Annotated in this window: 28 protein-coding genes and 2 riboswitches; of the genes, 17 read left to right on the top strand and 11 right to left on the bottom strand. The window is 49.6% G+C overall.

Translation table 11 applies throughout. The features are described from left to right. Nucleotides 1-138 precede the first annotated feature (138 nt). Nucleotides 139-1,557: an NAD-dependent succinate-semialdehyde dehydrogenase gene (locus ACNA6I_RS11185; RefSeq protein ID WP_416313304.1), complete on the bottom strand. Its 1,419-nt coding sequence runs from the start codon at nt 1,555-1,557 to the stop codon at nt 139-141. 188 nt (nt 1,558-1,745) lie between these two features. Between ACNA6I_RS11185 and ACNA6I_RS11180 the strand changes: the two genes are divergently transcribed. Further along, nucleotides 1,746-2,675, top strand: coding sequence for an NADP-dependent oxidoreductase (locus tag ACNA6I_RS11180; RefSeq protein ID WP_416313303.1), 930 nt, complete (start codon nt 1,746-1,748; stop codon nt 2,673-2,675). 103 nt (nt 2,676-2,778) lie between these two features. Here the strand turns inward: ACNA6I_RS11180 and ACNA6I_RS11175 are convergent, their stop codons facing one another. Genes ACNA6I_RS11175 through ACNA6I_RS11165 form a run of 3 tightly spaced genes read right to left on the bottom strand, consistent with a single transcriptional unit; the run spans nt 2,779 to nt 4,612 of the window. Then, on the bottom strand, nt 2,779-3,438 hold the full coding sequence (locus ACNA6I_RS11175; protein ID WP_416313302.1) for a hypothetical protein: 660 nt from the start codon (nt 3,436-3,438) through the stop codon (nt 2,779-2,781). Then, a complete protein-coding gene (locus tag ACNA6I_RS11170) occupies nt 3,435-3,650 on the bottom strand; it encodes a DUF3951 domain-containing protein (protein ID WP_048005047.1) in 216 nt (71 codons plus the stop codon). The genes ACNA6I_RS11175 and ACNA6I_RS11170 overlap by 4 nt, the downstream gene beginning before the upstream one ends. Beyond that, the gene (locus ACNA6I_RS11165) at nt 3,650-4,612 is read right to left on the bottom strand and encodes a DUF4003 family protein (RefSeq protein ID WP_048005046.1); all 963 of its coding nucleotides are present in this window, start codon (nt 4,610-4,612) and stop codon (nt 3,650-3,652) included. Before ACNA6I_RS11165 ends, ACNA6I_RS11170 begins: the two co-directional genes overlap by 1 nt. Before the next feature lie 325 nt (nt 4,613-4,937). Here ACNA6I_RS11165 and ACNA6I_RS11160 point away from each other — a divergent pair, with 325 nt between their 5' ends. The 8 genes from ACNA6I_RS11160 to ACNA6I_RS11125 all read left to right on the top strand — a co-directional run bounded on the left by ACNA6I_RS11160 (nt 4,938) and on the right by ACNA6I_RS11125 (nt 11,463). Beyond that, nucleotides 4,938-5,786, top strand: a complete 849-nt coding sequence (locus ACNA6I_RS11160) for an AraC family transcriptional regulator (protein WP_063191331.1) — start codon at nt 4,938-4,940, stop codon at nt 5,784-5,786. Nucleotides 5,787-5,938: 152 nt separating this feature from the next. Continuing rightward, nucleotides 5,939-6,928 carry a hypothetical protein gene (locus ACNA6I_RS11155; RefSeq protein ID WP_148795854.1) on the top strand — a complete coding sequence of 330 codons (990 nt, stop codon included), beginning with the start codon at nt 5,939-5,941 and terminating at the stop codon, nt 6,926-6,928. Between the two features lie 62 nt (nt 6,929-6,990). Beyond that, complete coding sequence (locus tag ACNA6I_RS11150; protein ID WP_416313301.1) at nt 6,991-7,308, top strand: hypothetical protein; 318 nt, start codon at nt 6,991-6,993, stop codon at nt 7,306-7,308. After that, on the top strand, nt 7,309-7,626 hold the full coding sequence (locus ACNA6I_RS11145; RefSeq protein WP_416313300.1) for a sigma factor-like helix-turn-helix DNA-binding protein: 318 nt from the start codon (nt 7,309-7,311) through the stop codon (nt 7,624-7,626). 16 nt (nt 7,627-7,642) lie between these two features. Then, nucleotides 7,643-8,221, top strand: a complete 579-nt coding sequence (gene clpP / locus ACNA6I_RS11140; RefSeq protein WP_048005042.1) for an ATP-dependent Clp endopeptidase proteolytic subunit ClpP — start codon at nt 7,643-7,645, stop codon at nt 8,219-8,221. A 112-nt stretch (nt 8,222-8,333) separates the two neighbouring features. Beyond that, a complete protein-coding gene (locus ACNA6I_RS11135) occupies nt 8,334-9,392 on the top strand; it encodes a C45 family autoproteolytic acyltransferase/hydolase (RefSeq protein ID WP_048016231.1) in 1,059 nt (352 codons plus the stop codon). Nucleotides 9,393-9,638: 246 nt separating this feature from the next. Further along, nucleotides 9,639-10,196: a helix-turn-helix transcriptional regulator gene (locus ACNA6I_RS11130; RefSeq protein WP_053072217.1), complete on the top strand. Its 558-nt coding sequence runs from the start codon at nt 9,639-9,641 to the stop codon at nt 10,194-10,196. A 40-nt stretch (nt 10,197-10,236) separates the two neighbouring features. Next, complete coding sequence (locus ACNA6I_RS11125; protein ID WP_416313299.1) at nt 10,237-11,463, top strand: ATP-binding protein; 1,227 nt, start codon at nt 10,237-10,239, stop codon at nt 11,461-11,463. A gap of 36 nt (nt 11,464-11,499) precedes the next feature. Here ACNA6I_RS11125 and ACNA6I_RS11120 read toward each other — a convergent pair whose 3' ends face one another. Continuing rightward, nucleotides 11,500-12,174, bottom strand: coding sequence for an NAD(P)H-dependent oxidoreductase (locus ACNA6I_RS11120; RefSeq protein ID WP_048005039.1), 675 nt, complete (start codon nt 12,172-12,174; stop codon nt 11,500-11,502). Nucleotides 12,175-12,338: 164 nt separating this feature from the next. On the opposite strand from ACNA6I_RS11120, the gene ACNA6I_RS11115 reads away from it, so the two are divergent. The 3 genes from ACNA6I_RS11115 (at nt 12,339) to ACNA6I_RS11105 (ending at nt 14,109) form a co-directional block, all read left to right on the top strand. Then, nucleotides 12,339-12,956: an SAM-dependent methyltransferase gene (locus ACNA6I_RS11115; protein WP_416313298.1), complete on the top strand. Its 618-nt coding sequence runs from the start codon at nt 12,339-12,341 to the stop codon at nt 12,954-12,956. A 70-nt stretch (nt 12,957-13,026) separates the two neighbouring features. Beyond that, on the top strand, nt 13,027-13,866 hold the full coding sequence (locus ACNA6I_RS11110; RefSeq protein WP_048016229.1) for a hypothetical protein: 840 nt from the start codon (nt 13,027-13,029) through the stop codon (nt 13,864-13,866). A gap of 81 nt (nt 13,867-13,947) precedes the next feature. Continuing rightward, nucleotides 13,948-14,109 carry a hypothetical protein gene (locus tag ACNA6I_RS11105; protein WP_156183439.1) on the top strand — a complete coding sequence of 54 codons (162 nt, stop codon included), beginning with the start codon at nt 13,948-13,950 and terminating at the stop codon, nt 14,107-14,109. Nucleotides 14,110-14,146: 37 nt separating this feature from the next. Here ACNA6I_RS11105 and ACNA6I_RS11100 read toward each other — a convergent pair whose 3' ends face one another. The 6 genes from ACNA6I_RS11100 to ACNA6I_RS11075 are packed head-to-tail and all read right to left on the bottom strand — an operon-like array spanning nt 14,147 to nt 20,410. Then, nucleotides 14,147-15,472, bottom strand: a complete 1,326-nt coding sequence (locus ACNA6I_RS11100) for a (Fe-S)-binding protein (protein WP_251527569.1) — start codon at nt 15,470-15,472, stop codon at nt 14,147-14,149. Next, nucleotides 15,469-16,881 (bottom strand): glycolate oxidase subunit GlcD, encoded by a 1,413-nt coding sequence (glcD, locus tag ACNA6I_RS11095; protein WP_416313297.1) that lies wholly within the window; start codon nt 16,879-16,881, stop codon nt 15,469-15,471. The genes ACNA6I_RS11100 and glcD overlap by 4 nt, the downstream gene beginning before the upstream one ends. A gap of 33 nt (nt 16,882-16,914) precedes the next feature. Then, the gene (anmK, locus tag ACNA6I_RS11090) at nt 16,915-18,084 is read right to left on the bottom strand and encodes an anhydro-N-acetylmuramic acid kinase AnmK (RefSeq protein WP_416313296.1); all 1,170 of its coding nucleotides are present in this window, start codon (nt 18,082-18,084) and stop codon (nt 16,915-16,917) included. Continuing rightward, a complete protein-coding gene (locus tag ACNA6I_RS11085; protein ID WP_416313295.1) occupies nt 18,085-18,975 on the bottom strand; it encodes a BadF/BadG/BcrA/BcrD ATPase family protein in 891 nt (296 codons plus the stop codon). It abuts the gene before it with no gap. 3 nt (nt 18,976-18,978) lie between these two features. Further along, a complete protein-coding gene (locus ACNA6I_RS11080; RefSeq protein ID WP_148795846.1) occupies nt 18,979-20,070 on the bottom strand; it encodes a DUF871 domain-containing protein in 1,092 nt (363 codons plus the stop codon). 13 nt (nt 20,071-20,083) lie between these two features. Then, nucleotides 20,084-20,410: a PTS lactose/cellobiose transporter subunit IIA gene (locus tag ACNA6I_RS11075; protein ID WP_048005032.1), complete on the bottom strand. Its 327-nt coding sequence runs from the start codon at nt 20,408-20,410 to the stop codon at nt 20,084-20,086. A gap of 161 nt (nt 20,411-20,571) precedes the next feature. Between ACNA6I_RS11075 and ACNA6I_RS11070 the strand changes: the two genes are divergently transcribed. The 5 genes from ACNA6I_RS11070 to ACNA6I_RS11050 all read left to right on the top strand — a co-directional run bounded on the left by ACNA6I_RS11070 (nt 20,572) and on the right by ACNA6I_RS11050 (nt 24,759). Further along, on the top strand, nt 20,572-21,438 hold the full coding sequence (locus ACNA6I_RS11070; RefSeq protein WP_048005031.1) for a MurR/RpiR family transcriptional regulator: 867 nt from the start codon (nt 20,572-20,574) through the stop codon (nt 21,436-21,438). Further along, nucleotides 21,438-21,743, top strand: a complete 306-nt coding sequence (locus ACNA6I_RS11065; RefSeq protein WP_048005030.1) for a PTS sugar transporter subunit IIB — start codon at nt 21,438-21,440, stop codon at nt 21,741-21,743. Before ACNA6I_RS11070 ends, ACNA6I_RS11065 begins: the two co-directional genes overlap by 1 nt. Nucleotides 21,744-21,768: 25 nt before the next feature. Further along, nucleotides 21,769-23,049 (top strand): PTS sugar transporter subunit IIC, encoded by a 1,281-nt coding sequence (locus ACNA6I_RS11060; protein WP_416313294.1) that lies wholly within the window; start codon nt 21,769-21,771, stop codon nt 23,047-23,049. A 68-nt stretch (nt 23,050-23,117) separates the two neighbouring features. Further along, complete coding sequence (locus ACNA6I_RS11055; RefSeq protein WP_156183437.1) at nt 23,118-23,408, top strand: hypothetical protein; 291 nt, start codon at nt 23,118-23,120, stop codon at nt 23,406-23,408. Nucleotides 23,409-23,427: 19 nt separating this feature from the next. After that, nucleotides 23,428-24,759, top strand: coding sequence for a 6-phospho-beta-glucosidase (locus ACNA6I_RS11050; RefSeq protein WP_252266298.1), 1,332 nt, complete (start codon nt 23,428-23,430; stop codon nt 24,757-24,759). A gap of 144 nt (nt 24,760-24,903) precedes the next feature. Further along, nucleotides 24,904-25,012, top strand: a riboswitch (SAM riboswitch). Between the two features lie 61 nt (nt 25,013-25,073). After that, nucleotides 25,074-25,259, top strand: a riboswitch (cobalamin riboswitch). The last annotated feature ends 103 nt before the right edge of the window (nt 25,260-25,362 follow it).

Here is a 25,362-nt window from a genome sequence, read left to right as displayed (position 1 = left end):
TTCGTCTTGCACTCCAATCAACCGCTGCTGGAAACCATATAACAAAATAAAAACCCGAATTCATTTGCCTGATCGCAGGCAGATGAATCCGGGTTGTACTATGACTAAAACACGTTTGTCTCAGCCACTCGAAAAGGATTATAATCCGACAGAAATATATTTCACTTCCAGGTATTCGTCCATTCCTTGATGGCCGCCTTCCCGGCCAAGTCCGCTCTGCTTGAATCCTCCAAATGGTGCCTGAGGAGCGGATGGCCCTCCGTCATTCAACCCGACAATCCCGTATTCCAACTGCTCACAAATGGCAATTCCTCGGGAGATGTTTTCTGTGAAGACATACGCGGCCAGTCCATAGATCGAATCATTGGCACGTTCAACGGCTTCTTCTTCCGTTTTGAACGTGGTGATCGGGGCAAGGGGGCCGAATGTTTCTTCGCTCATGCAGAGCATATCGTCTGTTACGCCGGTGAGTACGGTGGGTTCAAAGAACAGCCCTTCTTTCACGCTGCCTCCCGTTGCAATTTCAGCGCCCTTTTCAACGGCGTCATCGATATGTTTTTTCACTTTATCCACGGCACGGTCATCAATGAGAGGTCCGATGTCAATGCCTTCATCCAGTCCGTTGCCGACCTTCAGCTTTTTGACCTCTGCTACATATTTTTCGGTGAATTCATCAACGATGGATTCGTGAACATAAATGCGGTTGGTACATACACAGGTTTGACCGGCATTGCGATATTTGGAAGCTACCACTCCTTTGACGGCCTTATCGATGTCCGCATCCTGGGTCACAATGGAAGGAGCGTGACCGCCAAGCTCAAGGGAGATCTTCTTCATCGTATCCGCAGAGTTCTTCATGAGGATTTTACCGACAGGAGTTGAGCCTGTGAACGTGAGCTTGCGGACGCGCGTATCATCCGTCCACGCTTCCCCGATCGTCTTGGAGTCTCCGCTCACAACATTGATGACGCCTTTCGGTATACCTGCTTCTTCTGCCAGATGGGCAAGTTTGAAGGCTGTCAGCGGTGTGAGCTCAGCCGGTTTGATGACGACGGTGCATCCTGCCGCTAATGCAGGCGCGACCTTCCGTGTGATCATCGCAGCGGGGAAGTTCCACGGCGTGATGACGGCGACGACACCGACTGGCTGCTTCGTCACGAACATCCTTTTGTCGCGTTGCGTTGCCGGAATCTGCTCTCCATACACACGCTTTCCTTCTTCAGCAAACCAGGAAATGTAGCCGTTGGCATAGTCGATTTCCCCAAGGGCCTCTTTAAGCGGCTTTCCTTGTTCCAATGTCATCGTACGGGCGAGGTCTTCGCGATTATCATGAATGAGATCATGCCATTTACGGACCAGTTCGCTCCGCTCGTAGGCTGAGTGTTTACTCCAGCTTTTAAACGCTTCAGAAGCAGCATCGACAGCGTCCTTTGCTTCCTTCGTGCTTCCGTTCGGAACGGTGGCGATCACATCTGATGTGGCGGGGTTGACGACCTCGATCGTGTCGAGACCCTGACCGGTTTGTTGACCATTGATCAATAGCGCATACTTTTCCATTAAATGAACCTCCTGAATTAATTGGTTGATGAGATAGTGAGAGTTTTCCCTCTCTATATGTAGCTTAAACGTTACCTCAAATGTTGCAGTGACGCCAACAAATGAACCTCGAAGTTCCTGTGTTTATTCTTATTCAGGTTGAGGGAACATATACCGTATGAACTTAGATTACCAAGGAGGAATCCACTGTGAAAGCAATTGTGATCAATCAATATGGAAGCAAGGATGTTTTGGAAGAAAAGCAAGTAGAGAAGCCGGCAATCGGTGATGATCAGGTGCTGGTAGAGAACCATGCAACTTCAATCAATCCGATCGACTGGAAGCTGAGAGAGGGATACCTGAAGCAGATGCTTGATTTTGAATTCCCGATCATACTTGGATGGGATGTAGCAGGCACCATTTCTGAAATGGGTAAGAACGTCAGCGGCTATTCCATCGGCGATCGGGTATTCGCCCGTCCGGAAACGACGAATCAGGGAACCTATGCGGAGTATGTGCCGGTGGATGCCCATCTGCTAGCACCCATGCCGGATTCCATGAGCTATGAAGAAGCAGCAGCAATCCCACTTGCTGGATTGACGGCCTGGCAGTGCCTGGTGGATTTTGGTGAAATCAAGAAAGGCGATAACGTATTGATCCATGCAGGATCAGGGGGAGTCGGAAGTTATGCCATCCAGATTGCTAAGAGCTTCGGGGCCCATGTCGCCACCACTGCGAGCGGGAAGAACGAGCAGTTTGTCCGGTCCTTGGGGGCAGATGAATTCATCAACTACCGGGAGCAGGATTTCAGCGAGCTCTTATCAGACTATGATCTTGTCGTCGATACGATGGGAGGAAAGGTTCAGGAGGACAGCTTCAAGGTATTGAAAAAAGGTGGCAAGCTCGTCTCCATCGCCGAACAGCCTTCTGAAGACTATGCGGCCGACTTCACAACGAAATTCCTGTGGTTGGAGCCGAACGGCGAACAGCTGAAGAAGCTGGCGGACCTTTATGAGAAGGGAGAGCTGAAACCGATCATAGGAGAAACCTTCGACCTCAGTGAACAAGGCTTGAAGGATGCCCATGCCCTAAGTGAAACTCATCATGCAAAAGGGAAGATCATCATCAAAGTGAAGTAGAAACAGAACCAGTGAAAATCCGGGTGTGCTCACTTCCTGAACGGAAGGGAAACGCCCGGATTTTATATTTTTTATGGGAGTCTCAAAATGGTTTTGTACTTTTCTACCTACTATTGGGGGTGTGAATGCCTTTTATTGTATGCTCTGATTCAAACAACCCCTCCAGAAGATATCGTTGAACCCCTTTACAGCACTGAGCGGCCCCCCTGTAATGCCTCCTGCTTGCTTCTACATCCCCGCTCAGGGAGTGGAGTCGGCCGAGGATACTTTCTTTCATCCATTCTTTTGACATGGAATCGGCCCTTTCTGCGGCTTCTTCAAGCCTTCCTTCCTCTAGCAATAAATGAACCTTGTAATACTCCCTTACCTGCGACTGTTTAACTTGAAGAAGATGGGAAGCGGCGCTTCGTACATCCTTTCGCTGTACAGCCTCTGCAAGAAGGAAAATCGCTTGGTGTGCGGGAGATTTGTACTTTCGCAGGACCTTGTTGAGCTGATCCTTCACCAGGACAGGATCACCTTGGCCGAGCGCCCAATAAAAGCCCAGTATCGGCTGCCTCGTGCGTGCAGATAGAAACTGTTCAACTTTGTGTGAATCTGTTGCATGGTACATATAATACATATAGGGAATCATGGCAATGAGAAGGACAGAGGCTGTGATCACCGTTACGACTGCACCAAAAGGAAGATCAAAAAAACCACCTGTAATACCTAAAATAATAGCGAAGCTGAACATGATGATGTACTGTTTTTTGCTGATCATGGATGGTTCCTTTCCGGTTCGTCTCCAGTCTCTTCATCTACCGCCGGGATTTCCTGTTCTTCATGGAATTCCACTTCTGTCTGCCCGGTGATCCCGTCAAATGGCGTATAGAAGAGCGAAGGAGACCGTTTCTTTTTGAATGATTTTATCCCTGCGATGATGAGGAGCAATGTCACAGAGAGGGGGAGCAGGGCGAATGCCAGCAGCTCCATCATGAATCGTTGGACGAGCTTGTGGCTACGGCGCTTGCAGACATGGTGGCGATCATGGCAGTCTGCTGTGCTTGGATCAGTGTCTCGATCGTCGTCGACAAGCTCGTCGTGGCGAGGGAAGAATCCTCCAAGTGATTGCTCACATAGAAGTTCACGGCCATCATGAAATTCACATCTTTATGCCATCTGAATGCTTTGATCCTGTTCAGGTTGTCCCATACGGAACGGACCCTGCCGCAGTCCGCATCTTTGACGAATGACAGCAGGGCGACCTGCGGATAGTAAGCCGGTTTCATGCGGATTCCTTCCGAGCGGAGGGCATCATATACCCCTAGAACCCTTGATATCAGGGCTTCCGGTCCTTCTTCCTCCTGAAGGGAAAGGATATGGCTCATCGTCTGGAGATCATTCCCTTTTCGGAAGCCTTCATGGTTCAGCTGGTCGTAAAAGGACTCGATATAGCTCACAATATTCTCCTGTTCCTTTGTAGCGAGAAGTACGGCAAAAGGATAGTCGCTATGGCCGGTCAGAAATAAATGTTCCTTCGCCATACGCTTATATAGGGCAAGTGCCCGTTCAGGCAGGCTTGAATCCGTTTCTTCCTCACCAAGGACGGCAAGGGCAGCAAGATGGGTGAAGATTCCCCTCTTGAAACCTGCTTCAATGAGGCGGTCATAAAGAGCTTGGAGGCGTTCAAATTGTAGGCGTGGGTCTTCAGATTTCACATCGAGAAGGGCAGCGAATGAAAAGCGCAACTGCGTTTTCAAGTGAGAAAACATACCGGTTTCTTTTTTGATCATTTCGCTTATCTCCATGAAGCGCTCCACGTCAAAAGCATGATCATTCGTACAGTAAATGGAGGCGGTCAGCATGAGTGCCCGTTGATCGGAAACCTGCCAGCGGAGACGCTTTTTCAAGGTGGTATAGATGAATTCATACTGATCGATCTGGTCTTGGATCATATTGAACACGTCCTTAAATGATTGATTCCTTTATATACGGATGTAATGGTTTGGGGTTTCATTTTCCTGCAGATGTCAATTTCTTATATGAAAGAAGCCATCTGCATTGTCCTGCCATACAAGGATTGTTTTTAATTTTTTTGCAATTTGAGTGAGAAATAGTTAATAGTCTGCTATGGTGATGTAGGATACATACTCTGTTAAACCACCAATATCTAAATGGGGCTATACTACGAGGGCGTTGAAGCAGCATCTGTCCTCAGAAAGCCGAGAAAGACAGGAAGGCTTCCTAGTTTCAATGTATTCTACATAAGGGGGGAATCAAATGGAAATGCTGGAGCGGTTGAATCAGTGCATCGACTATATTGAGAAGAATCTGGACGGAGTAATCGATCCGGATGAGCTATCTGCGATCTCCATGTATTCCCATCATCATTTCCAGAAGATGTTTTCCGTCATCTCCGGGTGCCCGCTTGCGGAGTATATCCGGAAGAGGAGGCTCACCGTAGCGGCCCAGGAACTCATGGTGACAGAGGCAAAAGTGATCGATGTTGCCCTGAAGTATGGATATGAAACGCCAGAGTCGTTCTCGAAAGCATTCCGGAAGCTTCATGGAGTGCCGCCTTCGAGGATACGTTCAGCGTCTGTCAGGGCGTACCCGAGATTGGGTTTTAAACTTCAGATAACAGGGGTGAACGAGATGAATTATCGCATGGTTGAAAAAGAAGCGTTCGAAGTGGCGGGGATCGGCAGGAGAATGAGCACGCAGGATGGAGAAAACCTAAGGGAGATCCCTAAGTTCTGGGAGCAGGTGAACAGGGATGGGATTGACCGGGAGATTTGCAGGGCTGCCAATGCCGATTCGATTATGGGCGTGTGCCTGCACGAAGATCGCACCAAGGATGAATTCACGTATTTCATCGGGGCTGAAAATACGGTGGCTACGGTAGCCTATGAAACGCATACGATGCCTGCTGCCACTTGGGCGGTATTTGAGGTGGTGGGTCCGATGCCTCTGGCCATACAGCGCGTATGGGAGAGGATCTTCACAGAATGGTTCCCGTCCACGGGATTTGAGCACAGCGGTGGTCCTGAGTTCGAACTGTACCCGATGGAAGACGCAGGGGCAGAAGACTTTCGCTGTGAGGTATGGGTGCCCGTTAAGAATCGTTAATATCATGTTGAAGCAAGGCAACGTCGTGTTGCCTTTTTTTGATTTTCAAGAATGTTCTTATTCATTCCTCCTAAAACTGGACCTTCTTGTTATAATGTAAGAAAAAGGATATGTGGATTGGGAGTGAATCGATGGTTTTCCGAAGGACACGTATGTCAAAATGGGCGCTCATGCTCGTGCCCGTCATCTTACTATGCAATATTCTACTGTATCAATCTTCAGTACAACTCTACCTAGATATTCATATCAGCAAAGAAGTGGTGTTCGGCAGCCTCCTTGACCTGGTGGTCGTCCTGCCGGCTTTGATGTATGCAGCATTCAGACTTTCCAAAAAACAGCTTGCAGGTATCGTGGTATTCGGTCTCGTCCTCGCAAGATTCATACTCCCCGAAGCATACTTTGCTCAGTACACGATTCTGCTGTATGCCGGACTGGCGGTCGAAGTGATCGTTGTCATGGGAGAACTTGCACTGGTCTTCCTCCTGGTGAAAAAGATACCGGACATAAAGGGCTATATGAGGGAGTCTGGAAACGGACCCCTGTTTTCACTTCTCCCCGCAGCCATACGGAATGTAAAGGATCATTTTATCGTCAGGTTGATCACCTCTGAAATCCTCACAATCTACTACGGTCTAATGAGCTGGAAGCGCAAGGCACCCGTCCATCGCGGAGTGGTGACCATGCATCAAACCACCAGCCACACAGCCATGAATCTCATGTTGATCCACGCCATCGTCCTGGAATCAGTGGGGTTGCATTGGTGGCTCCATGATATTCAACCGGTCCTGTCCATGGTGCTCCTCATACTCAATGTATACGGGGTCATCCTGTTCCTTGCTGAGATTCAGATCGCCCGCCTGCATCCCCTTGAAGTGAAGGACGGGATGATCTATATCGGCCAGGGACTTCAAAAGAGGATTGTCTTTCCTATAGAAAATATTGAACACATGGAGTGGGGTGGAAAACCAGCTGAAGACGGTCTTCTCCTCATGTATAAAGATTTTGAAGAAGTGGAGCCCCAGGTTGTCATCACATTGAAGGAAGAAGCAGAAGCCACACTATTCATGGGTAGGAAGGTCATGGTGCGTGAAGTGGCCATCAGGGTGGATGATCCAAACCGCCTGAAAGAATTATTGGTGTGACCCGTATCTTTTTCGGCTTCCCATCCGTTAGTAGTGTGAGAGGATGATAAGGAGTGAAGGATATGGAACCTGTAGAAAAGTCGCCTCACCCAGGCGGCATGAAGGAACAAAGGGACAGTCTCCTACGATACTGCCGCTTTCTGACGAAAAATCAGTGGGATGCCGACGAGATTGCACAAGAGTCTCTTGCCAGGGCATTGGAACATAACCGACATGAGGAGTGGACCCAAGCACTGCTGAAGCGTATCGCTTATTCTGTGTGGATTGATGTAACGCGTAAGCGGAGATGGGAAACGGTGGAAGCTCCACGTCAAGAGCAGTCGTATCAATTGTCTGGTTTTGATTGCGCCCACCTTCTCCGTCACCTTACCCCGAAGTAGATGGTCACCTTCGTTCTGAAAGAAGCATTTCAGTTCCGCATTGCAGAGATTGCTTCCATATTAAACATGAGTGAAACCGGGATCAAGGCGCTATTGAGTCGTGCAAGGAACAGACTGAAAAATCTGCAGGATGAGCCTGGCATGGAGGAACCTTCCGACATTCAAAAACAACTGGATGCCATCCTGCTCCGTACCCTTCGTGCACAGGATCCTGCCCTTCTTCTTCAGTTTATCCCGACGCTGTTAGCCCGTCAGTCGACGGTCAGCGGTGAACGTCTGCATGTCCACTCCTCCCTCAACCTCTCCAGCGCAGCATAATGGAGGAGGATACAAGATGAATGCCATACCGTATGTGATTGAACAATCGAGTAACGGGGAGCGCTCCTACGATATCTATTCAAGACTGCTGAAGGACCGGATCATCATGGTAAGCGATGAAATCAACGATGCCATGGCCAACAGTATCGTCGCCCAGCTCCTGTTCCTGGCGGCAGATGCGCCTGACAAAGATATCTCCCTTTACATCAATAGTCCCGGTGGTTCGACTTCCGCCGGTTTTGCCATTTTCGATACGATGGAGTATATTACTCCGGAGGTGAGGACGATCTGTACAGGGATGGCCGCGTCCTTCGGTGCCATGCTCCTCCTTGCCGGCACCAAGGGGAAGCGGATGGCCCTTCCGAATAGTGAAATCATGATTCACCAGCCTCTCGGGGGGGCACGTGGGCAGGCGACTGACCTCGAGATCTCCGCGAAACGGATCGTCAAACTTCGTAAGCATCTCAATGAAATCATCGCGGAAAGGACGGGAAAGCCCCTGGAACAAGTCGAAGTCGATACCGACCGGGATTACTTCATGACGGCGGAGGAAGCGCTGGAATACGGGATCATTGATCATATCGTCAAAAAATAAGAGTGGGGCCCTTCTGGTATCAGAAGGGTTTTTGAATTGAAGGAGGTTTGCTTTCATTCTCTGGTTCCATCCTTTATGATGAGGGAAAATAGAGAAAAAGAGGGTTTATAGTATGAAGAAAATCCATAGTGATATCATTCAGTTCAGGGGTACTCACTTCGAATTCGGGAAGATGCAGGGAGATAAGTTGAAGGGTTCCTTGACGGTACGGAACCGAGAGAATCAATGGAAAGTGAGAAGACCGAGATTTGACATTGATCAGGAAGAAGCGGAGACGGCCATCAAGCGGTTCGCCCCCTATGTGTGGGAAGAAATTCTAGGCCTTCAGGAAGCCCTTGGGTGGCCGATGGAATCGGTGCTGAGGGAATTCGGCGGGTATCGGGTCCCTTATGGAAAATCAGGCTGCTCCATCATGACTGGAAACGGCTATCTCATACGGAACTATGACTATCACCCAAAAACCTACGAAGGCCGGTATATGCTCTTCCAGCCTACTGATGGGGGATATGCCATGATTGGTCCGAGCCAGCGTACGACGGGCCGTATGGATGGCATGAATGAACACGGGCTGGCCATCGGCTATAATTTCATGCACCGCAAGAACCCGGGGCCGGGTTTCATCTGCTGCATGATTGGACGTCTGTTGCTTGAGTCATGCAGGAATGTGCCAGAAGCAGTCGACATGTTGAAGGAAATCCCCCATCGCAATTCCTTCAGCTATGTGCTCCATGATGCAGAGGGGAGGACGAAGATCGTGGAGGCCTCTCCACGTGGAATCGAGGTAAGGGAAGATCACGCGTGCACGAATCACTTCGACATCCAAGTAGGGGAGAATCGAAATCATCTTGGAGATTCCATGAGGAGGCTTTCCATCCTGAAAGAGCACCCGGGACTGGAAGCCGGGGAAGCCTTCAGGCTAATGAATGACCGTGATAAAGGAGTCTTCTCCGAGCTTTATGGAAGCTGGGCGGGGACCATCCATACATCCGCCTATTTCCCTAAAGAAGGAAAAGCATGGTTCGCCCTCGGCGGAGATCGAGAACCGGTTGAATTCGATTTTACCGAATGGCTGCATGGAAAAGAGATCGGGAAAGAGAGAATCGAAGGGGAAGTGGACACAGATATTCCGTTCCTTCATATAGATGAAGGGGCGGATTGGTTTAAACGATGAAAAGCAAAGCCCGCCTGGGTATTTAGGCGGGCTTTTTCCATCATATTGCCTTTTGTATAAAACTCCTTAGAAGGAGGAAAATTCAAAAAAATACGTCCGTAAGACCTATTTTCATTTTCTGATATTACCTTTTCTTTAGTTCCTTTTAACAAATTTACGGAATTTAGCAAGAGTGACAAAATAGGCACATAGCTTTTAAATCCCTTCTCAGTATAATATAACTAGGAACAACTCGGAGGGATGCAGATGGAGCACAAAAAAAGAACTTGGCTTGGCAGGATGCGGAAGGTTAAGGGCTTAAGCCAGGATGAAGTCGCCAAACTCGTACATATTGACAGATCTTATTATTCGAAGATCGAGAATGGCTTGAGAGCTCCCAGTGAAAAGCTAGCAGAGGACCTCGCCGACCTGCTTGGATTCCACTATTCTGTATTCGGTATGGAAAAGAGTCCGTTCTTTTTTGCTTTGAGGCATTCGAAAGTGGTATTGGCACATTTCGACCTGAATCTGCGCTACACGTGGCTCTTTAATCCTCACGCAGATTTTGATCCTGTCCTTGCGGTCGGAAGGACCGACGTGGAGATGGATAAAGGCAGCGGGTCTGAACAGCTGATGCAAATGAAGCAGGAAGTGATCAGCTGCCGCATGACCATGAGTAAGAAGATCACCTTTACCCTTTCCGATGGTGACGCGTCCTATGATGTGACCTGTCATCCATTATTCAACGCCAGGGGAGTCCTGATCGGAGGGAGCACGGCAGCCATTCGATTACCGGTGTGCATTTTGCCGAAGGTTCATTCATGACAGAAGATCAGGATGGGGGGATACGATGTATCCGGAAGCCTTGACATTACTATTGCTGGATTTTCTATTTATCATTACCGGATTGCTCTTCTTTGCACTGTATTATGACTTAAAGAAGAAATTCCCCTCGAAGGTCTGTGCCCTCATGGTGGCGATTCCTGTTATCCTCTTATGCATGCTGTTCAGCTATGAGATCACTGAAGGCGTTTATGCAGATTTGAGGAGGATCCCCTTCTTCTTGGCAAGCCTTTACTTCGGTCCCCTCGTTTCGATTATCCTAGTCGCGGTCATCGTCGTGTTCCGATTCATTCTCATCGGTCCTGAACTGATCCATCTGGTGATCTTCAATTATCTTTTGGCGTTTCTGGTCATTGTCCCAATCAGTAAGAGGTTCTCTTACTATTCATTGAAGTGGAAACTGGGGATCATGATCATCCTGTGTACATATATGTCACTATTCAATCTGTCTTTCGGCGAGCTGTATGATCCGAAGACAAAAGCTGAGGAATACATGCTCCTGCTGATTGTTCCTGTTGCAGCGTCTGTCATTGCCATTCTTTGTGCCGAGATGATCCGTAATCTCATCACCTTGAAGCGAAAGGAACAGAAACTCGAGAAGCTGAACATGGTGGGGCAGCTGGCAGCGAGTATTTCCCATGAGGTCCGGAATCCCCTGACTTCTTCTAAAGGATTCCTTCAACTGATCAGGGAAGAGAAGGATGTGGAGCTGCAGCGGCAGTTCATCGAGCTGTCCCTGGTGGGCATTGAACAGGCAACAGGTGTGATCGAAGACTATCTGACGTTCACGGATGCTGTACCGGATGAGGCTATACTGATCGATGTCCGTTTGGCCATCACGGAAGTAGCAAACGAATTGGAGTCTTTTTCGTCGGAGCGGAAAATAAGGGTGTATCTTGAGCTGGAGGAAGGGGTATTCATACGAGGGCAACGCCGCAGCTTTAGTCAGTGCATGATGAATATGATGCGGAATTCCATCGATTCCATGCCTGCCGGAGGTAAACTGACGGTAAAGGTGGAAAAGAAGGAGAAAGTACTCATTTCGATCTGCGACACGGGAGTAGGCATGACGAAGGATCAAATCAGACGATTCGGGGAACCCTTTTTCACCATCAAAGATGAGTCGACGGGCCTCGGGGTCATGGCGGCCCATATTATCGTTCAAGCCATGAAAGGGAATATCACTGTGAAAAGCGAACCAAATAAAGGAACGACCATTTATATCGAATTGAATCCTGGAATTACATGAAGAAAGCCGGCGGATGCCGGCTTTTATTCATTCACTCTATACAAATTTCACGATATCATCAAACGGACGGCGGGTTTTTTCTGCCGGATCCTTCACGCGATATCCGAATGCCACCATGACAGAGATGCTGAAGCTGCCATCTTCAAGAAGTCCTTCTTCCTCAAGGAGCTTGTTCATCTTTTCAATGTGGAAGCCTTCAATCGGACAGGAATCCACTCCGATTTCGGCTGCAGCCGTCATCATATTGCCTAGTGCGAGATAGGTTTGTTTGCCTGCCCAGTCGTAAAGCGGGCGGTCACCATCAAGAAGGTTGAAGTCTTCTTTCTGGAATTCTTCGATTCTGCTCAAGTATTTTTGAAGATGCTCATCGGGCATATGTTTCACTTCTTTGAAGTGCTGCTGAAGATAGTCCGCATCGTAGCGTGTATCTTTTTTCGTCCTGGCGAGCAGGATCACGAAGTGGCTCGCTTCAGGGAGTTTCCCGTAGGCTCCCCATGCCGCATCCTTGATCTTTTGACGGAGCTCTTCGCTCTGGATCACGAGGAAACGCCACGGCTCGAAGCCGAATGAAGAGGGAGAAAGACGCCCGACTTCCATGATGAATCGGAAATCATCATCGGAAACCTTTTTCTCAGGATCGAATTCCTTCGTTGCATGCCTGTCCAGATGGGCAGCGAGTATTTCTTGTTTGCGCTGTTCTTTGTTTTGCACTGCGATCACTCCTATCCATTTGATGAGAACACATTCACCCTACCACATGCGGGAGGGAAGTGCATGTATTTAGTATGGCGGAGGTGCAGGATTCCATTCTTTTGAAGTGATTCATGTATAATGGACGTAATTCAAAGGGCTTAGAGCCTGTTAGGGAGATTCTTATGAAAACAGATTACGACCGCCTGCTTCACATCGAGACAGATAAACGGCAAATGGGCTTCCACCGGTCTTTTCACTATCATCGATATGAACCGACGCCGTATGAGGCGCTGGATGAGTTTTGCGAGCAGTATCCATTCTCCAGATCAGACCGGGTTGTGGACTTTGGATGCGGGAAGGGACGCTTGAACTTTTATCTTCACCACCGGTTCAAATGTACAACAATCGGTGTTGAAATGAACAGGGACTTCTACCGGGACGCCATGGTGAACTTGGATCATTATCTCCGGCATGCCGGAATCCGGAAAAATAACGTCCACTTCAAGGAGTGCCTGGCAGAGGACTATGCCATTCACCCCCGGGATAACCGCTTTTATTTTTTCAACCCGTTTTCTGTCCAGATCTTCATGAGCGTCATCAATAACATTCTTCATTCCGTAGAAGGGCACCCAAGAGACGTGGACATTATCCTGTATTACAGCCCTGATGATTATATTCACTATATGGAAGATCATCCTCTATTTCGCTTGAAAGCAGAAGTGGACCTTACCGGTCGATTTGCGGAGAATCCATATGAGAAGTTTAGGGTTTATGAGCTTTTTTATGTAAATAAGGGGTGAGGGTACTTCAGTATATCCCTTTTTATGGTAAACTTAAGGGGATGTATGTCAGTCAATAGGAGGAATCTCTTTGAACATTCTTGACACAGTCCCGTACTTTCTTGAAAAGATGGATGGAGAGATTGATACCTTGAGGAGATATCACAATGAGTACTCCGGGAGCTTCATAGAGTATTTTGCCTATCACTGTAAGGATTCGGAAGAAAGACTTATCTCTGCCCTCAATCAGTATCCTTCTTGCCTTGCCGACATTCGCCTCACACATAAGCGTATTTCTCCCATTATTCATGAATGTGTGGGTGAGTACGAACGGCTTTTCGGACTTGAATTTCCGATTAACGTGAATTTAATTGTAGGGGGATTCGGATCGAATGCCTACACCCATAGGGAAATCATACCCGATATTACTTTTGCTCTGGAAAGGTTATCACCTGTCTCTCGGCACTTGAAAACCATTGTAGCCCATGAATTTGGACATGCCGCTCAAAATATTCTTTCTGATCGAGCAGGGATGGTGTGGAATAGATTGAACTGGAACAGCCCCCTTGTTTGGATGAATCAAGAGGGAGCAGCGACCCACTTCTCAAGGCGTGTGGTGAGGGGGCTGCCTCCCTCAGTTTACTTCCATTTCAATGAAGAAGGAACGGATTGGTTATCCTTCGCTGAAGCCCACACATCAGAGATGAAACAAGCTTTTATTGAAGACGTTTCCACCCATTCCCCAGTTGAAGTGTTTGGCGAGTGGTTTTCCATCAGAGGCGGTAGGCGCTTTGGGTTCAACAGACTTGGGTATTACCTAGGGGATGCTTTTTTTCAACATCAGGTGAAGGAACAAGGGGAGGAGAAGGCAATCCTAGCATGGAAGGAACCGAATTTTGAAGATCATGTATGGAGTTGGCTAGAGGAATAGGTTTCCTTTTTTATGAAACCTTTCATCGCGCCATGCGTACATAGGAGTAGAAAGCGGACGCTTTCATAAGGAGGATGGGACATGTACAAATGGGTGTGGGCGAGCTTTTTGATTGTGATCTTGGTGACCATTGGTCTTTGGGTGACAAAAGGAGCGGAGTCTGCCATTCTGCTTCTCTCGGGATATGGTCTCGTTTTCTTCTTTCTGGTTTATTTCATGTTCCCGAAGTCAAAGAAGCAGTAGGTTGGAGAAAAGAAGAAGGATGATCCTGCATGGAGGATCATCCTTCTTCTTTATAGAGGACGGCTTCAAGGAGAAAGTCAACGATATGGACGGCCCGCACGGTGTCAGACAGCCCTTCACGTTCGATTCCGAGTTTCATCTGAAGGAGGCAGCCGGGATTCGAGGTGACGATGGTCATGGCCCCTGTGTCCTTGGCGTGCTTCATTTTCGTATCCAGGATCTTCATCGACATGTCGGACTCGACGATATTATAAATGCCGGCAGAACCGCAGCAGTGGTCTGCCTGCTTCATCTCGTGGTACTCGGCACCACCGACTGCCTGAAGGAGCATGCGTGGCTCGAGGAACGTCTTCTGTACGTTCCTGAGGTGACAGGAATCCTGATACGTGATGATCTGAGGTGCTACCTTCAAATCTTTTCCGTGGAATCCAAGTTCGACAAGGATGGATGAAATGTCCTTGATTTTAGCAGTGAAACGCTCTGCCCGAGCATTCCATTCCGGATCTTCTTTCAATAGATGATCATAGTCCACAAGGAAGGCACCGCATCCCCCTGCATTGGTGATGATGTAATCGGCACCGCAACGTTCAAACGCGGCGATGTTTTCTTTGGCAAGCTTTTTCGCTCCGTCCTTCTCACCGCTGTGACCATGAAGGGCCCCGCAGCATGTTTGGGCTTGTGGAATGACAATTTCACACCCGGCCTGTTGGAGGAGGGTCGTCGTTGCGTTGTTGGTGCTGAGAAACAGCGTATCCATGAGACAACCGCTGAAGAAGGCGACTTTTTTCTTTTTGGTTCCTGCAGGCTCCAGGTGACGCGGACGATCGGTCATATCACCGCGTCTTGGCACCTTGGGCAGGACCTTTTCCATCGTGGCCAAGTGATCAGGCAGGATGTTCATGAGTCCCGATGCCCTCACGGCTTTCTGGATTCCTGAACGCTGATAGAAGCCGAGCAGGGAAGTGGCGGTCCGCATCCTGTCAGGGTGGGGGAACAGCCCGGAAAATACCGTCTTTCTTACGACCTTCTCTCGAATGGAGTGCTTTTTGTTCTTGTTGATGATATCCCTTGCTTCTTCCAGGAGGTGCCCGTACTTCACCCCTGAAGGACAGACGGGCTCGCAGGCGCGGCAGCCCAGACATAGATCGAGGGAACGTTCCACATCTTCGTCCGGTTCGATGACCCCGTCGACGACGGCCTTCATCAGGGCGATCCTGCCGCGGGGAGAGTGTGATTCCTTGAATCCTGATTCGATGTAGGTCGGGCAGGAAGGGAGGCAAAATCCGCATCGCATGCAATTAAGAAGTTCATCCTCATCCATCCGTTCCTTGAACTCCTGTTGCATCTTCGTTCGTTCACTCATCGTGAAATCACCACGCGCTTCCTGGATTCTTTGGCAAATACTTTATTCGGGTTCATGATATTACTTGGATCGAATGCCTGTTTGATGAGCTTCATGGCATTCACCCCCTCGGGTCCAAGCTTCCATTCAAGATATGGCGCCTTCATCATCCCCACACCATGTTCTCCCGTGATCGTACCGCCCAACGAAATCGCTTCAGAGAAAATGTCGGCGAAGGCCGCTTCCACCCGCTCCATCTCTTCGTGATCCCTTGCATCGGTTGCGACGGTTGGATGGAGGTTCCCGTCACCTGCATGCCCGAACGTACAAATGTTGAGTTTGTATTTTTCGGCGATGCGATTGATGGCCGAGACCATCGTGGCAATCTCAGAACGAGGCACGGTGGCGTCCTCCAGAATGGTCGTCGGCTTCAACCGGGCAAGGGCAGAGAGGGCGGATCGTCTAGCCGTCCTGAGGGCTTCTGCTTCTTCAGGTGTAGCAGCAAGCTCAACGGATACGGCGCCGTGCTCCAAACAGATCTCCTTCATTCTCTCCATATCCCTTGTGACGAGTTCAGCGGGTCCGTCCTGCTCGATGAGGAGGACGGCCTTCGCTTCTGTAGGGAGACCGATCCTGGCGAAATCCTCGACGACAGCGAGGGTCGGCTGATCGAGGAATTCCAGGGTGGCCGGAATGATCTTGCCGGAGATGATATGGGAAACACTCCTGGCCGCAGCCTCCATGTCTCCGTATGTGGCAAGCATCGTCTTCTTCGTTTCCGGGAGCGGCACGAGCTTCAGTGTCGCTTCAGTGATGATTCCGAGCGTCCCTTCCGAACCGACAAGGAGCCTCGTCAGATCGTAACCGGCCACATCCTTGGCGAGCTTTCCGCCCGTCCGGATGATGTCTCCGTTCGGAAGTACAGCTTCCAAGGCCAGGACGTAGTCACGTGTCACCCCGTATTTGAGGCCCCTGAGGCCACCGGAATTTTCGTTGATATTCCCGCCGATGGTGGAGATCTTCATGGAGCTTGGATCCGGTGGATAAAAGAGACCCTTCGCTTCAACGGAGGCTATGAGTTCCCCCGTGATCACACCGGGCTGGACGGTGACGGTGAGATTCTCCTCATCGAGTTCCAGGATGCTGTTCATCCGTGTGAAGAGGAGGACGATTCCGCCCTCGGTAGGGCAGGTGCCGGCACACAGGTTGGTACCTGACCCCCTCGGTACGATCGGTATGCCATGCTCTCCGCACACCTTCACGATCCCTGCAATCTCCTTGGCTGAAGAGGGAGAGAGGATGGCATCAGGCATCGCCTGATAGTTAGGGGTGGCATCGTATGAATAGACGAGCCTCTCTGCGGGGCTGTCATAGTAGTAAGCTTCTCCTACAATGCTTATGAATGATTGCTTGATAGACGAAGTGATCATGGGTGATCCCGCCTTTCTGATATTCTTGTAGATTCAGTTCTTTCCGGGAAACGGGGCAGGGGTGATGGAACCAAGGATCACATAATTCCCGGCACCGGTCGCACCCGGTACATTCCCCGGCTGCCCGTTCAACGTCTCGTGCGCAAGAAGGGCGAAGGCGATGGCCTCTTTGGCATCGGATGAGTAGCCTATTTCTTCCTGCGTGAGGAGAGTGCGGGTTGGAAGCAATTCCTTCATCATGCGGATGAGGGTTGAGTTATAGCTTCCTCCTCCGCCAATGATGATTTCATCCACCTCATAGAAAGGAAAGATGAACGTCTTATAGGCATCAACGATAGAGCGGGCCGTAAAGTACGTCGCCGATGCGATGAGATCTTCTTTCGGAAGGTGAGGGAACTCCTCTATGATGCGGTGGATGAAAATATCCCCAAACTGTTCCCTGCCAGTTGATTTAGGGGGCTTCCTTGAGAAGAACCCTGCTTCCCATTCCATCCATTCTTCCACAATCTTTTCATGCACATTCCCCGTAGAAGCAATGGCCCCGTCTTCATCGAATGGCTTGCCGTAAAGCCTCTCGCATAGCCCGTCGATGATCATATTTCCCGGTCCTGTATCGAATCCGTACACGTCTTCAAGGGATCCGTCCTTGGACAGGACGGTTACATTCCCGATTCCACCGATGTTTTGAAGAAGGCGCCCCACTCCAGGCGACCGGTAGAGGATGTATTCCGTGTAGGGAACGAGGGGGGCTCCCTCGCCACCTGCAGCGACGTCCATGGACCTGAAGTTTGATACAACGGCAGTATTCGTCATGTATGCGATCACGCTGGGCTCACCGATCTGGAGAGTGGAAGGGACAGAATCCGCCGTGGGGAAAGGCTGGTGAAATACGGTCTGCCCGTGGGATCCGATGACATCGAGATCCTCCAGCGGAACACCTGCTTCCGTGCAAAGCCCAATGACGGCCTCCCCGTATATGCGGCCAAGCTCGAAGTGAAGGCTGGAGAGGGCAGGAGTGGATGAGTGTTCCTCACTGATGACCTCGAAGATTTTCTTTTTGACTGACTGTGGGAAGGGGGTGGAGGTGTAATGGATCAGCGTGCAGGCTGCACTGCTTCCCGTCCCTTCCAAGGATACGAGGGCAGCATCCACCGCATCGACGGATGTGCCTGACATGAGCCCTACGGCTAGACGTTTGACCATTTAATGTTTCCTCCTCATTCTTGAATAAGTCGTGACGGCACCCAAGGCCGGGGACATTGGACTCAAAAGGATAGTCGCATCTGGGTAGGTTTCTGAGACTACCTTTTTAAAAGATGTCTGAACTGCGTTGCTTGCTTCCAAAACGCTTCCCTTTATGGCCACCTTCAACGATGAAAGGGAAAGGTTACGGGCGAGCTGAACGGTCTGCATTCCTAGGGAAGCCCCGGCTTTTTGCAGGATCATCTGGGAAGAAGCATCCCCGTCCTGAGCACATGCATCCACGATCTTGGACAAGGAGGCGATTTCCCCCTTATCGGATGTGTAGATGAATCCTTTCAACCCCTTCCCGTCAACAGCACCAATCTCCTTCATCACTGCATGTGAGAGGGGAGACATGGGGACATCTCGATCGATTTCAGAAGTGATGATCTGAATGGCCTGGATAGCAATGGAATAGGCACTCCCCTCGTCACCGAGAAGATGGCCCCACCCTCCGGTCACGCCTGTCATCGTACCGTGGCGGCCGTGGGAAATGGATCCTGTTCCCGCAATGGTGAGGATCCCGTCGCCGTCACCGATCGCACTGTCGAATGCCAGCTCAGCATCACTGATGATCCACATGGGGGAGGGAGACAGGGGTGCGAGAACGTCCTTCACCCGTCCCTCAAGCGGCCCCGATTGAAGCCCGGCCATCCCGATGACGATGGCATCTGCGTCTCCGTCATGCAGACAGTCATTGAGAATCAATGTAAGGTGTTCCATGGCTTGTTGAAATGATACGGAAGGATTGCCATGACCGGCAACCGATTCGAAGAGCACATTCCGTTGCTCATCCATCACGAGAGCCTGTGTCTTCGTCCCACCTGCGTCTATTCCTATGATTCTCCCCATCTCTCAGCCTCTTTTTTCGAAGGCGAATTTGCCCCATGGTTGCAGATAATCGAGGAGGACGATCTCTTCTTCGCGGATCCGGGCGACCACATTCGTCTTACCGGAATTTTTCATGTCTTTCAAGGCGATCTGAAGCTCACCGGCATATTGGGCGTACAGGTCATTCTCAATGATGATGTCTCCACGTCTGATGTCACGGGTGTTATGGGGAGCGAACTCCCGGCCGCGATACTTCACCCGGCTCTGGGTGGAACGGATCATATAATCCGACACGTCCCCGCGGTAGAAATGAGGCTCCTCGAACAGGATGGTTTCTTCAAGTTCCGTAGTAGTATCCCCCACATCCACAGAGAACGTGATTTTTTGAAGATTAAGAGAACTGAGGAGCTTCAATTCCCGTTCGGAAGCATATGCGTTACTGATGATCACATCATCGATCAGCCCCGTTGCAAAAAGGTGTTTTGCCTGGACGTCGATTGGAAGGTCCCGGTGCATTTCAAGGGTGGGAAGCCCTTCGACTACCGGCCAGGGTCCGAATGTCGCATCTTCCGAAGAGACGAATGCCGCGGTCCTCATACCGAGATCTTTAAACTTCTGACTGCACTCGACGAAGAAAGGATAAGACAACCCCGAGTAGCGGTGAGGATAAAAGTTATGACAGCCTAGGAGTGCGTCCTTGTTGGGCTGATAAGTCATGATGTTGTCGATGTATTTTGTGGCATTGCTCATATTGAGTTCAATCTTCAGGTCATACGGATTGAAGGACATCATGGACTCCTCCTGCCCGGTATACCCCATATCGAGACGGATGCCATGGGCTCCCAGATCTGCGAAGAAGGAGAGATCATCATAAGAGATGTTCAGCTCCTTGAAGATGCGCGGTGAGATGTCTGCAATGACTTCCATGCCGAGCTCTTTTGCAAAAGAGATGGTATCCTTGAAGTTTGCAAGGATCGCGTCTTTTTCCCCCTCTACTGATAGAAGACAGGTGAATACTCGTTTGAATCCATAGGAAGAAGCCAGTTCAAGGTACGCTTTGTCATCTTCCACCTTTGAATGATTGGGATAAATTGATACTCCGAGTCGTTTACTCATCTATTCTTCCTCCTTATCGGGTTTCTAATTGGTGGATGCGTTTCAACATAGGGATCATCTGCTCGATGAGCGTTATCTCACTGATGGAAGTCATGAGGTGATCCTGGGCATGGATCATGAGAAGGGACTTTTCGAAGCTGTCTCCGTTCAGCTCCGCTTGAATCAGCGATGTCTGGGTGTTGTGGGCCTTGTTCAGCTCCACATGTGCGTCTTTCAAGAGCTGATCGGCTTCATCGAATTTCCCCTCATGCGCCATGGAAAGTCCTTCATAGGCGATGGCTTTTGCGTTCCCTCCATTTGAAATGATTTCAAAGATTTCTACTTCTACATTTTTGGTCATCTTCCTATTCCTCCTAGTACTCTTATAGAACTGTTTTATTCAGCTTGGTAAAATAAAAGTTTAGAAATTTCAAAAATATATTGAAATTTAATTTCATTATCGCATATAATCATAGTAAATTGAAAGCCTTTACAATACAACTCATTTTTTTGGAGGTGACCATGACAGAGTTTCACGTATTAAAACACATCAAGAGTCAGATGGAAGCATTCACTCCTTCTGAGCGCGCAGTAGCAGAATATGTACTGGAATATCCCGATAAAGTAGTGGAAATGACGACAAAACAGCTTGCTTCATCATGTGGGAGCAGCGAAGCGGCGATCATCCGGTTCTGTAAACGGATCGGCATCAACTCCTTCAGTGGGTTGAAGATAGAACTCGCCAAAACCTCCTGGATCGAGGAACCGCAAAATCCCGAAGTGAACACACTTTTACATTTTGAGGACAGCCTGGAAACGGTATTCAGTAAAGTGACGATGAACACGTACCAGGCCATCAAGAACACGGAGAAACTGTTCTCGGTGGAGGAACTTGAGCGTGCGGTTGAAGCACTGCACCACGCTGATCGCGTCTATCTATATGGAGTCGGGGGATCAGCTGTCGTGGCGGAGGACTTCACCCAGAAGATTCTCAGGCTGAATTACCTGGCCTTCCAGGCGGGGGATATCCACGTTCAGATGATGATGGCAGCAAATATGACGAAGAACGATGTACTGTTCGTCGTTTCAACATCCGGTCAGACGAAGGAAATCCTGAGGCTCATGACCGTGGCGCAGGAAAAGGGGGCGAAAATCATCCTCCTCACCCAGCACGGGAAGTCCCAGGCGAGAAAGCTTGCCGATATCGTCCTGACCATCTCGGAAGAAGAGAACAATATCAGGATCGGTACGATGACGGCACGCATTGCGCAACTCGTCATCATAGACGCCCTGTTTGTTGCATTATGTATGAAAAAAGGACATGGCGTCTTCGGGCAAATCGTCGAGACCCATAATATCGTCCAACGAATGAAGAAGGAGGAAGATTGATGAAAGTATTATTTGTATGTGCAGGTGGTATGTCCAGTTCCATCGTCGTCAATGCATTGAAGAAAGAAGGGGCGAAAGAAGGGCTTGAAATGGACGTCCTTGCAATCGGGACGGGGGAAGTGGCTGATGAGATATCCAAGGGGTGGGATGTCTGCATGGTCGCACCTCAGATCAGGCACCGCTTCGATCAGGTGAAGAAAGCGGCTGACGGGGCAAACGTACCATGCGGCCCGATCCCGCCACAGGCGTACTCGCCGCTCGGTGGGGCCACATTATTGAAAACCGTCAAGGAATTGACGAACTAAAGGGGAAGAACAAGGGGGTAGGAACATGCGAAAATTTGTAAGTTTCTTGGAGAACAACTTATCTGGTCCGATGGCGAGACTGTCGGAGCAAAGGCATCTACAGGCAATCCGGGATGGGGTCATTTCTGCACTGCCGTTCATCATCGTAGGCTCATTCTTTCTGATCTTCGCGTTTCCGCCGCTGCCTGATGCAGGGGTATTCGGGGACATCAAGCAGTGGGCGCTGGATCATCAGACTGAAATCTTGATTCCCTATCGTGTGACTATGTTCATCATGTCGCTCTATATAGCCTTCGGGATAGGCTACAATCTTGCAAAAAGCTATGACCTTGATCCGTTATCCGGAGCACAGATGGCTGTAGCGGCACTTCTATTGACAGTTACACCGCAAATGATAGACGGTCAGGGATGGGTATTACCGATGACCAATCTTGGGGGGCATGGATTATTTGTCACCATGGTCGTGTCGATCCTGGCAGTCGAAATCCTTCGGTTTTGTAAAAAGCGAAATATCACGATTAAAATGCCTGAACAAGTACCACCATCCGTGGCACGGAGTTTTGAAGCACTGATTCCTGTTGCGTTTGTCATCGTAGGAATGTCCGCCATCACAGTCTGGGCAGGTCTTGACCTCCATCACTTGATCGGTGTGGCCGTTTCCCCACTCGTAACGGCAGGGGACAGCATTTTTGGGGTATTGATTCCTGTATTCTTAATTACATTCTTCTGGTCATTCGGGATTCATGGGGTATCGGTCGTTGGTACGGTCGCCCGTCCGCTTTGGGAAATGTTCCTTGGGAACAATGCCGAAGCCGTCGCACACGGTCAAGTAATCCCACATATTGCACCTGAAACATTCTACCAGTGGTTCATCTGGATCGGTGGTTCTGGTGCCACACTCGGTCTCGCACTGGCTATGGTATTCTTCTCAAGATCCAAGTATTTGAAAGCATTGGGACGGACTAGTATTGTCCCGGTCACGTTCAACATTAATGAGCCTATTATTTTCGGGGCACCGATTGTACTGAATCCTGTCCTGATTATCCCATTCGTCATCACACCGCTCGTTACGGCAACCATTGCATATGTGGCAACGGCTACAGGAATGATTTCACCGACCTATATCATGCCTCCGTGGACCCTGCCCGCACCGATTGGCGCATTCTTGGCAACCGGTGGAGACTGGAGGGCAGTGGTGATGGTCTTCATCAATATCGCAATCTCGTTCGCCATCTACTTCCCGTTCTTCAAGATGTATGATAAGAAAATGGTCAAAGTGGAAGAAAACGAGCAACAAGCAGCATAAGCGAAAGCGAGAAGCGGGAATCTCATGATCCCGCTTCTTCACTATGTATCACAAGGAGCGTGAACAAAATGATTGAAACTGTTATACCAAGAAGAATAGGATTCAAAAGCGTACTGGTTCTGATACTTACTGTATCCATAGGTCTCTTACTCTTATCAAAGCCTTTCATGAGTGCCGGAATGCCCAAGGAGTGGAGTATCTTCCTTGCGACTGGCATTTCCACGTCATTGGGCCTGAGTCTTGTCCTTCTGAAAATCGAAGGGCCGGTGACGAATTCGTCAATCAGGAAGAAAAGGTTATTGGTTGGAATCATTGTCAGCATCGCCATCAGTTTTGTCATGGCATTCGTTGTGAAGTAATACAGGAGGAGGAGCATTCATGAAAGAAGGCTTAAAAATCGTGACCATCGGCGGTGGCTCAAGCTACACGCCGGAGTTTGTGGAAGGGTTGATCAATCGTTATGATGAGCTGCCTGTCCGGGAGCTGTGGCTTGTGGATATCCCTGCTGGAAAAGAAAAGCTCGAGATTGTCGGGAGCCTTGCGCGGAGGATGGTGTCTAAGGCCGGTGTTCCCATGACCATTCACCTGGCTTTGGACCGGGAGGAAGCACTGGAGAATGCTGATTTTGTTACAACCCAGATGCGGGTCGGTCAGCTGAAGGCAAGGATTCAGGATGAAAGGCTGCCGATCAAGTACGGGATGATCGGACAGGAAACGAACGGGGCAGGTGGACTATTCAAAGGCCTCCGGACCATTCCGGTTCTTCTTGAGATTGCGGAGGATATGCAGCGTCTTTGCCCTGATGCATGGCTGATCAATTTCACCAACCCGGCTGGAATGGTGACGGAGGCGTTGCTCCGATACAGCAAGCATTCGAAAGTCGTGGGCGTATGCAACCTGCCGATCAATACGAAGATGACCATTGCCAGGCTTCTTGGCGTAGAAGTCGCTTCAGTCGATATCCGGTTTGCCGGCTTGAATCATATGGTGTACGGACTGGATGTGACGGTCGATGGGGGGTCCGTCCTTGGGAAGGTACTGGAACTGATGGGTGATGAGGATAAGCAGCTCAGCATGAAAAATATCGCCCCACTGCCATGGGATCCTGATTTCCTGAAAGCTCTCGGAGTCATACCTTGTCCGTATCACCGGTATTTTTACAAAACCAGTGAGATCCTCGAGAAACAGCTGGAGGAATTTAAAACGGGGACAACCCGTGCCGAGGTCGTCCAGCGATTGGAAGATGAATTGTTCGAGCTGTATAAGAACGAAGACCTTGATGTGAAGCCCCCGCAGCTTCAGGAGCGTGGAGGAGCCTACTACAGCGATGCCGCCTGCAATGTGATTTCTTCGATCTTCAATGATAAAGGGGACGTACAGACCCTGAACGTCAGAAATGACGGCAGTATCACGGGCATCCCTGATGAGTCCGCCGTGGAAGTGAACTGTGTCGTGACCAAAGAAGGGCCTAAACCGATCCATATAGGTGAACTGCCTGTAGCCGTCAGCGGACTTGTTCAACAGATCAAATCCTTTGAGCGGATCGCGGCAGAAGCAGCCGTGTCAGGCTCCTACGAAAAAGCCCTCCTCGCCATGACGATCAATCCGCTGGTCACCAGTGATTCGAGAGCAAAACCATTGTTGGATGAACTTCTGGAAGTCCACCGCGAATTTCTTCCTGCGTTCCATGCACAGTCGAACATCCTCTGAATGGCACATGTGGCACTTTTTTTTTGGTACCAAGGGTACCGTCAACGACAGTAGGACCTTCGAACGAATGTTAGAAATATTTTGACAAAGTAAAAGCTGGCATGCTAGTATTACCCTATTCAACGGACAAATAAATGATCGATACTCTTATGAAGAGCGGTGGAGGGACTGGCCCTGTGAAACCCGGCAACCATTCAACACTTGTTGAAAAGGTGCTAATTCCTGCAAAGCATCATGCTTTGGAAAATAAGAGAGGACATCCCTTTAAAGGGCCTCTCTATCGTGGAGAGGCTTTTTTCGTTGAGTTGAGAACTGAATAGGAAGATGCGACAGGTGCCGTGTGGAAGCATGGCTGAAAAGGGAAACCGGTGAAAGTCCGGTACGGTCCCGCCACTGTATGGGGAAGCAACTTATCACATCCACTGTTTCTGGAGGGAATGGGAAGGGATAAGGCGTGATGAACCTGAGTCAGGAGACCTGCCTGTTGTGTGCACTTGAGCTCTACGGGTCATAGAGGGGAGTGAGGAACGCGTGTTGGAATCATAGGATTGTCAACGTTTATTCATTGCGCGCAAAATCTCTCTTTCTCTGAAAGGGAGATTT

This window comes from Rossellomorea sp. FS2 (genome assembly GCF_047915635.1).
In the GTDB taxonomy this organism is placed as follows: Bacteria; Bacillota; Bacilli; order Bacillales; family Bacillaceae_B; genus Rossellomorea; species Rossellomorea marisflavi_A.
Note: the sequence above shows the minus strand (reverse complement) of the source record. Positions and strands in the feature narration are given on the sequence as shown.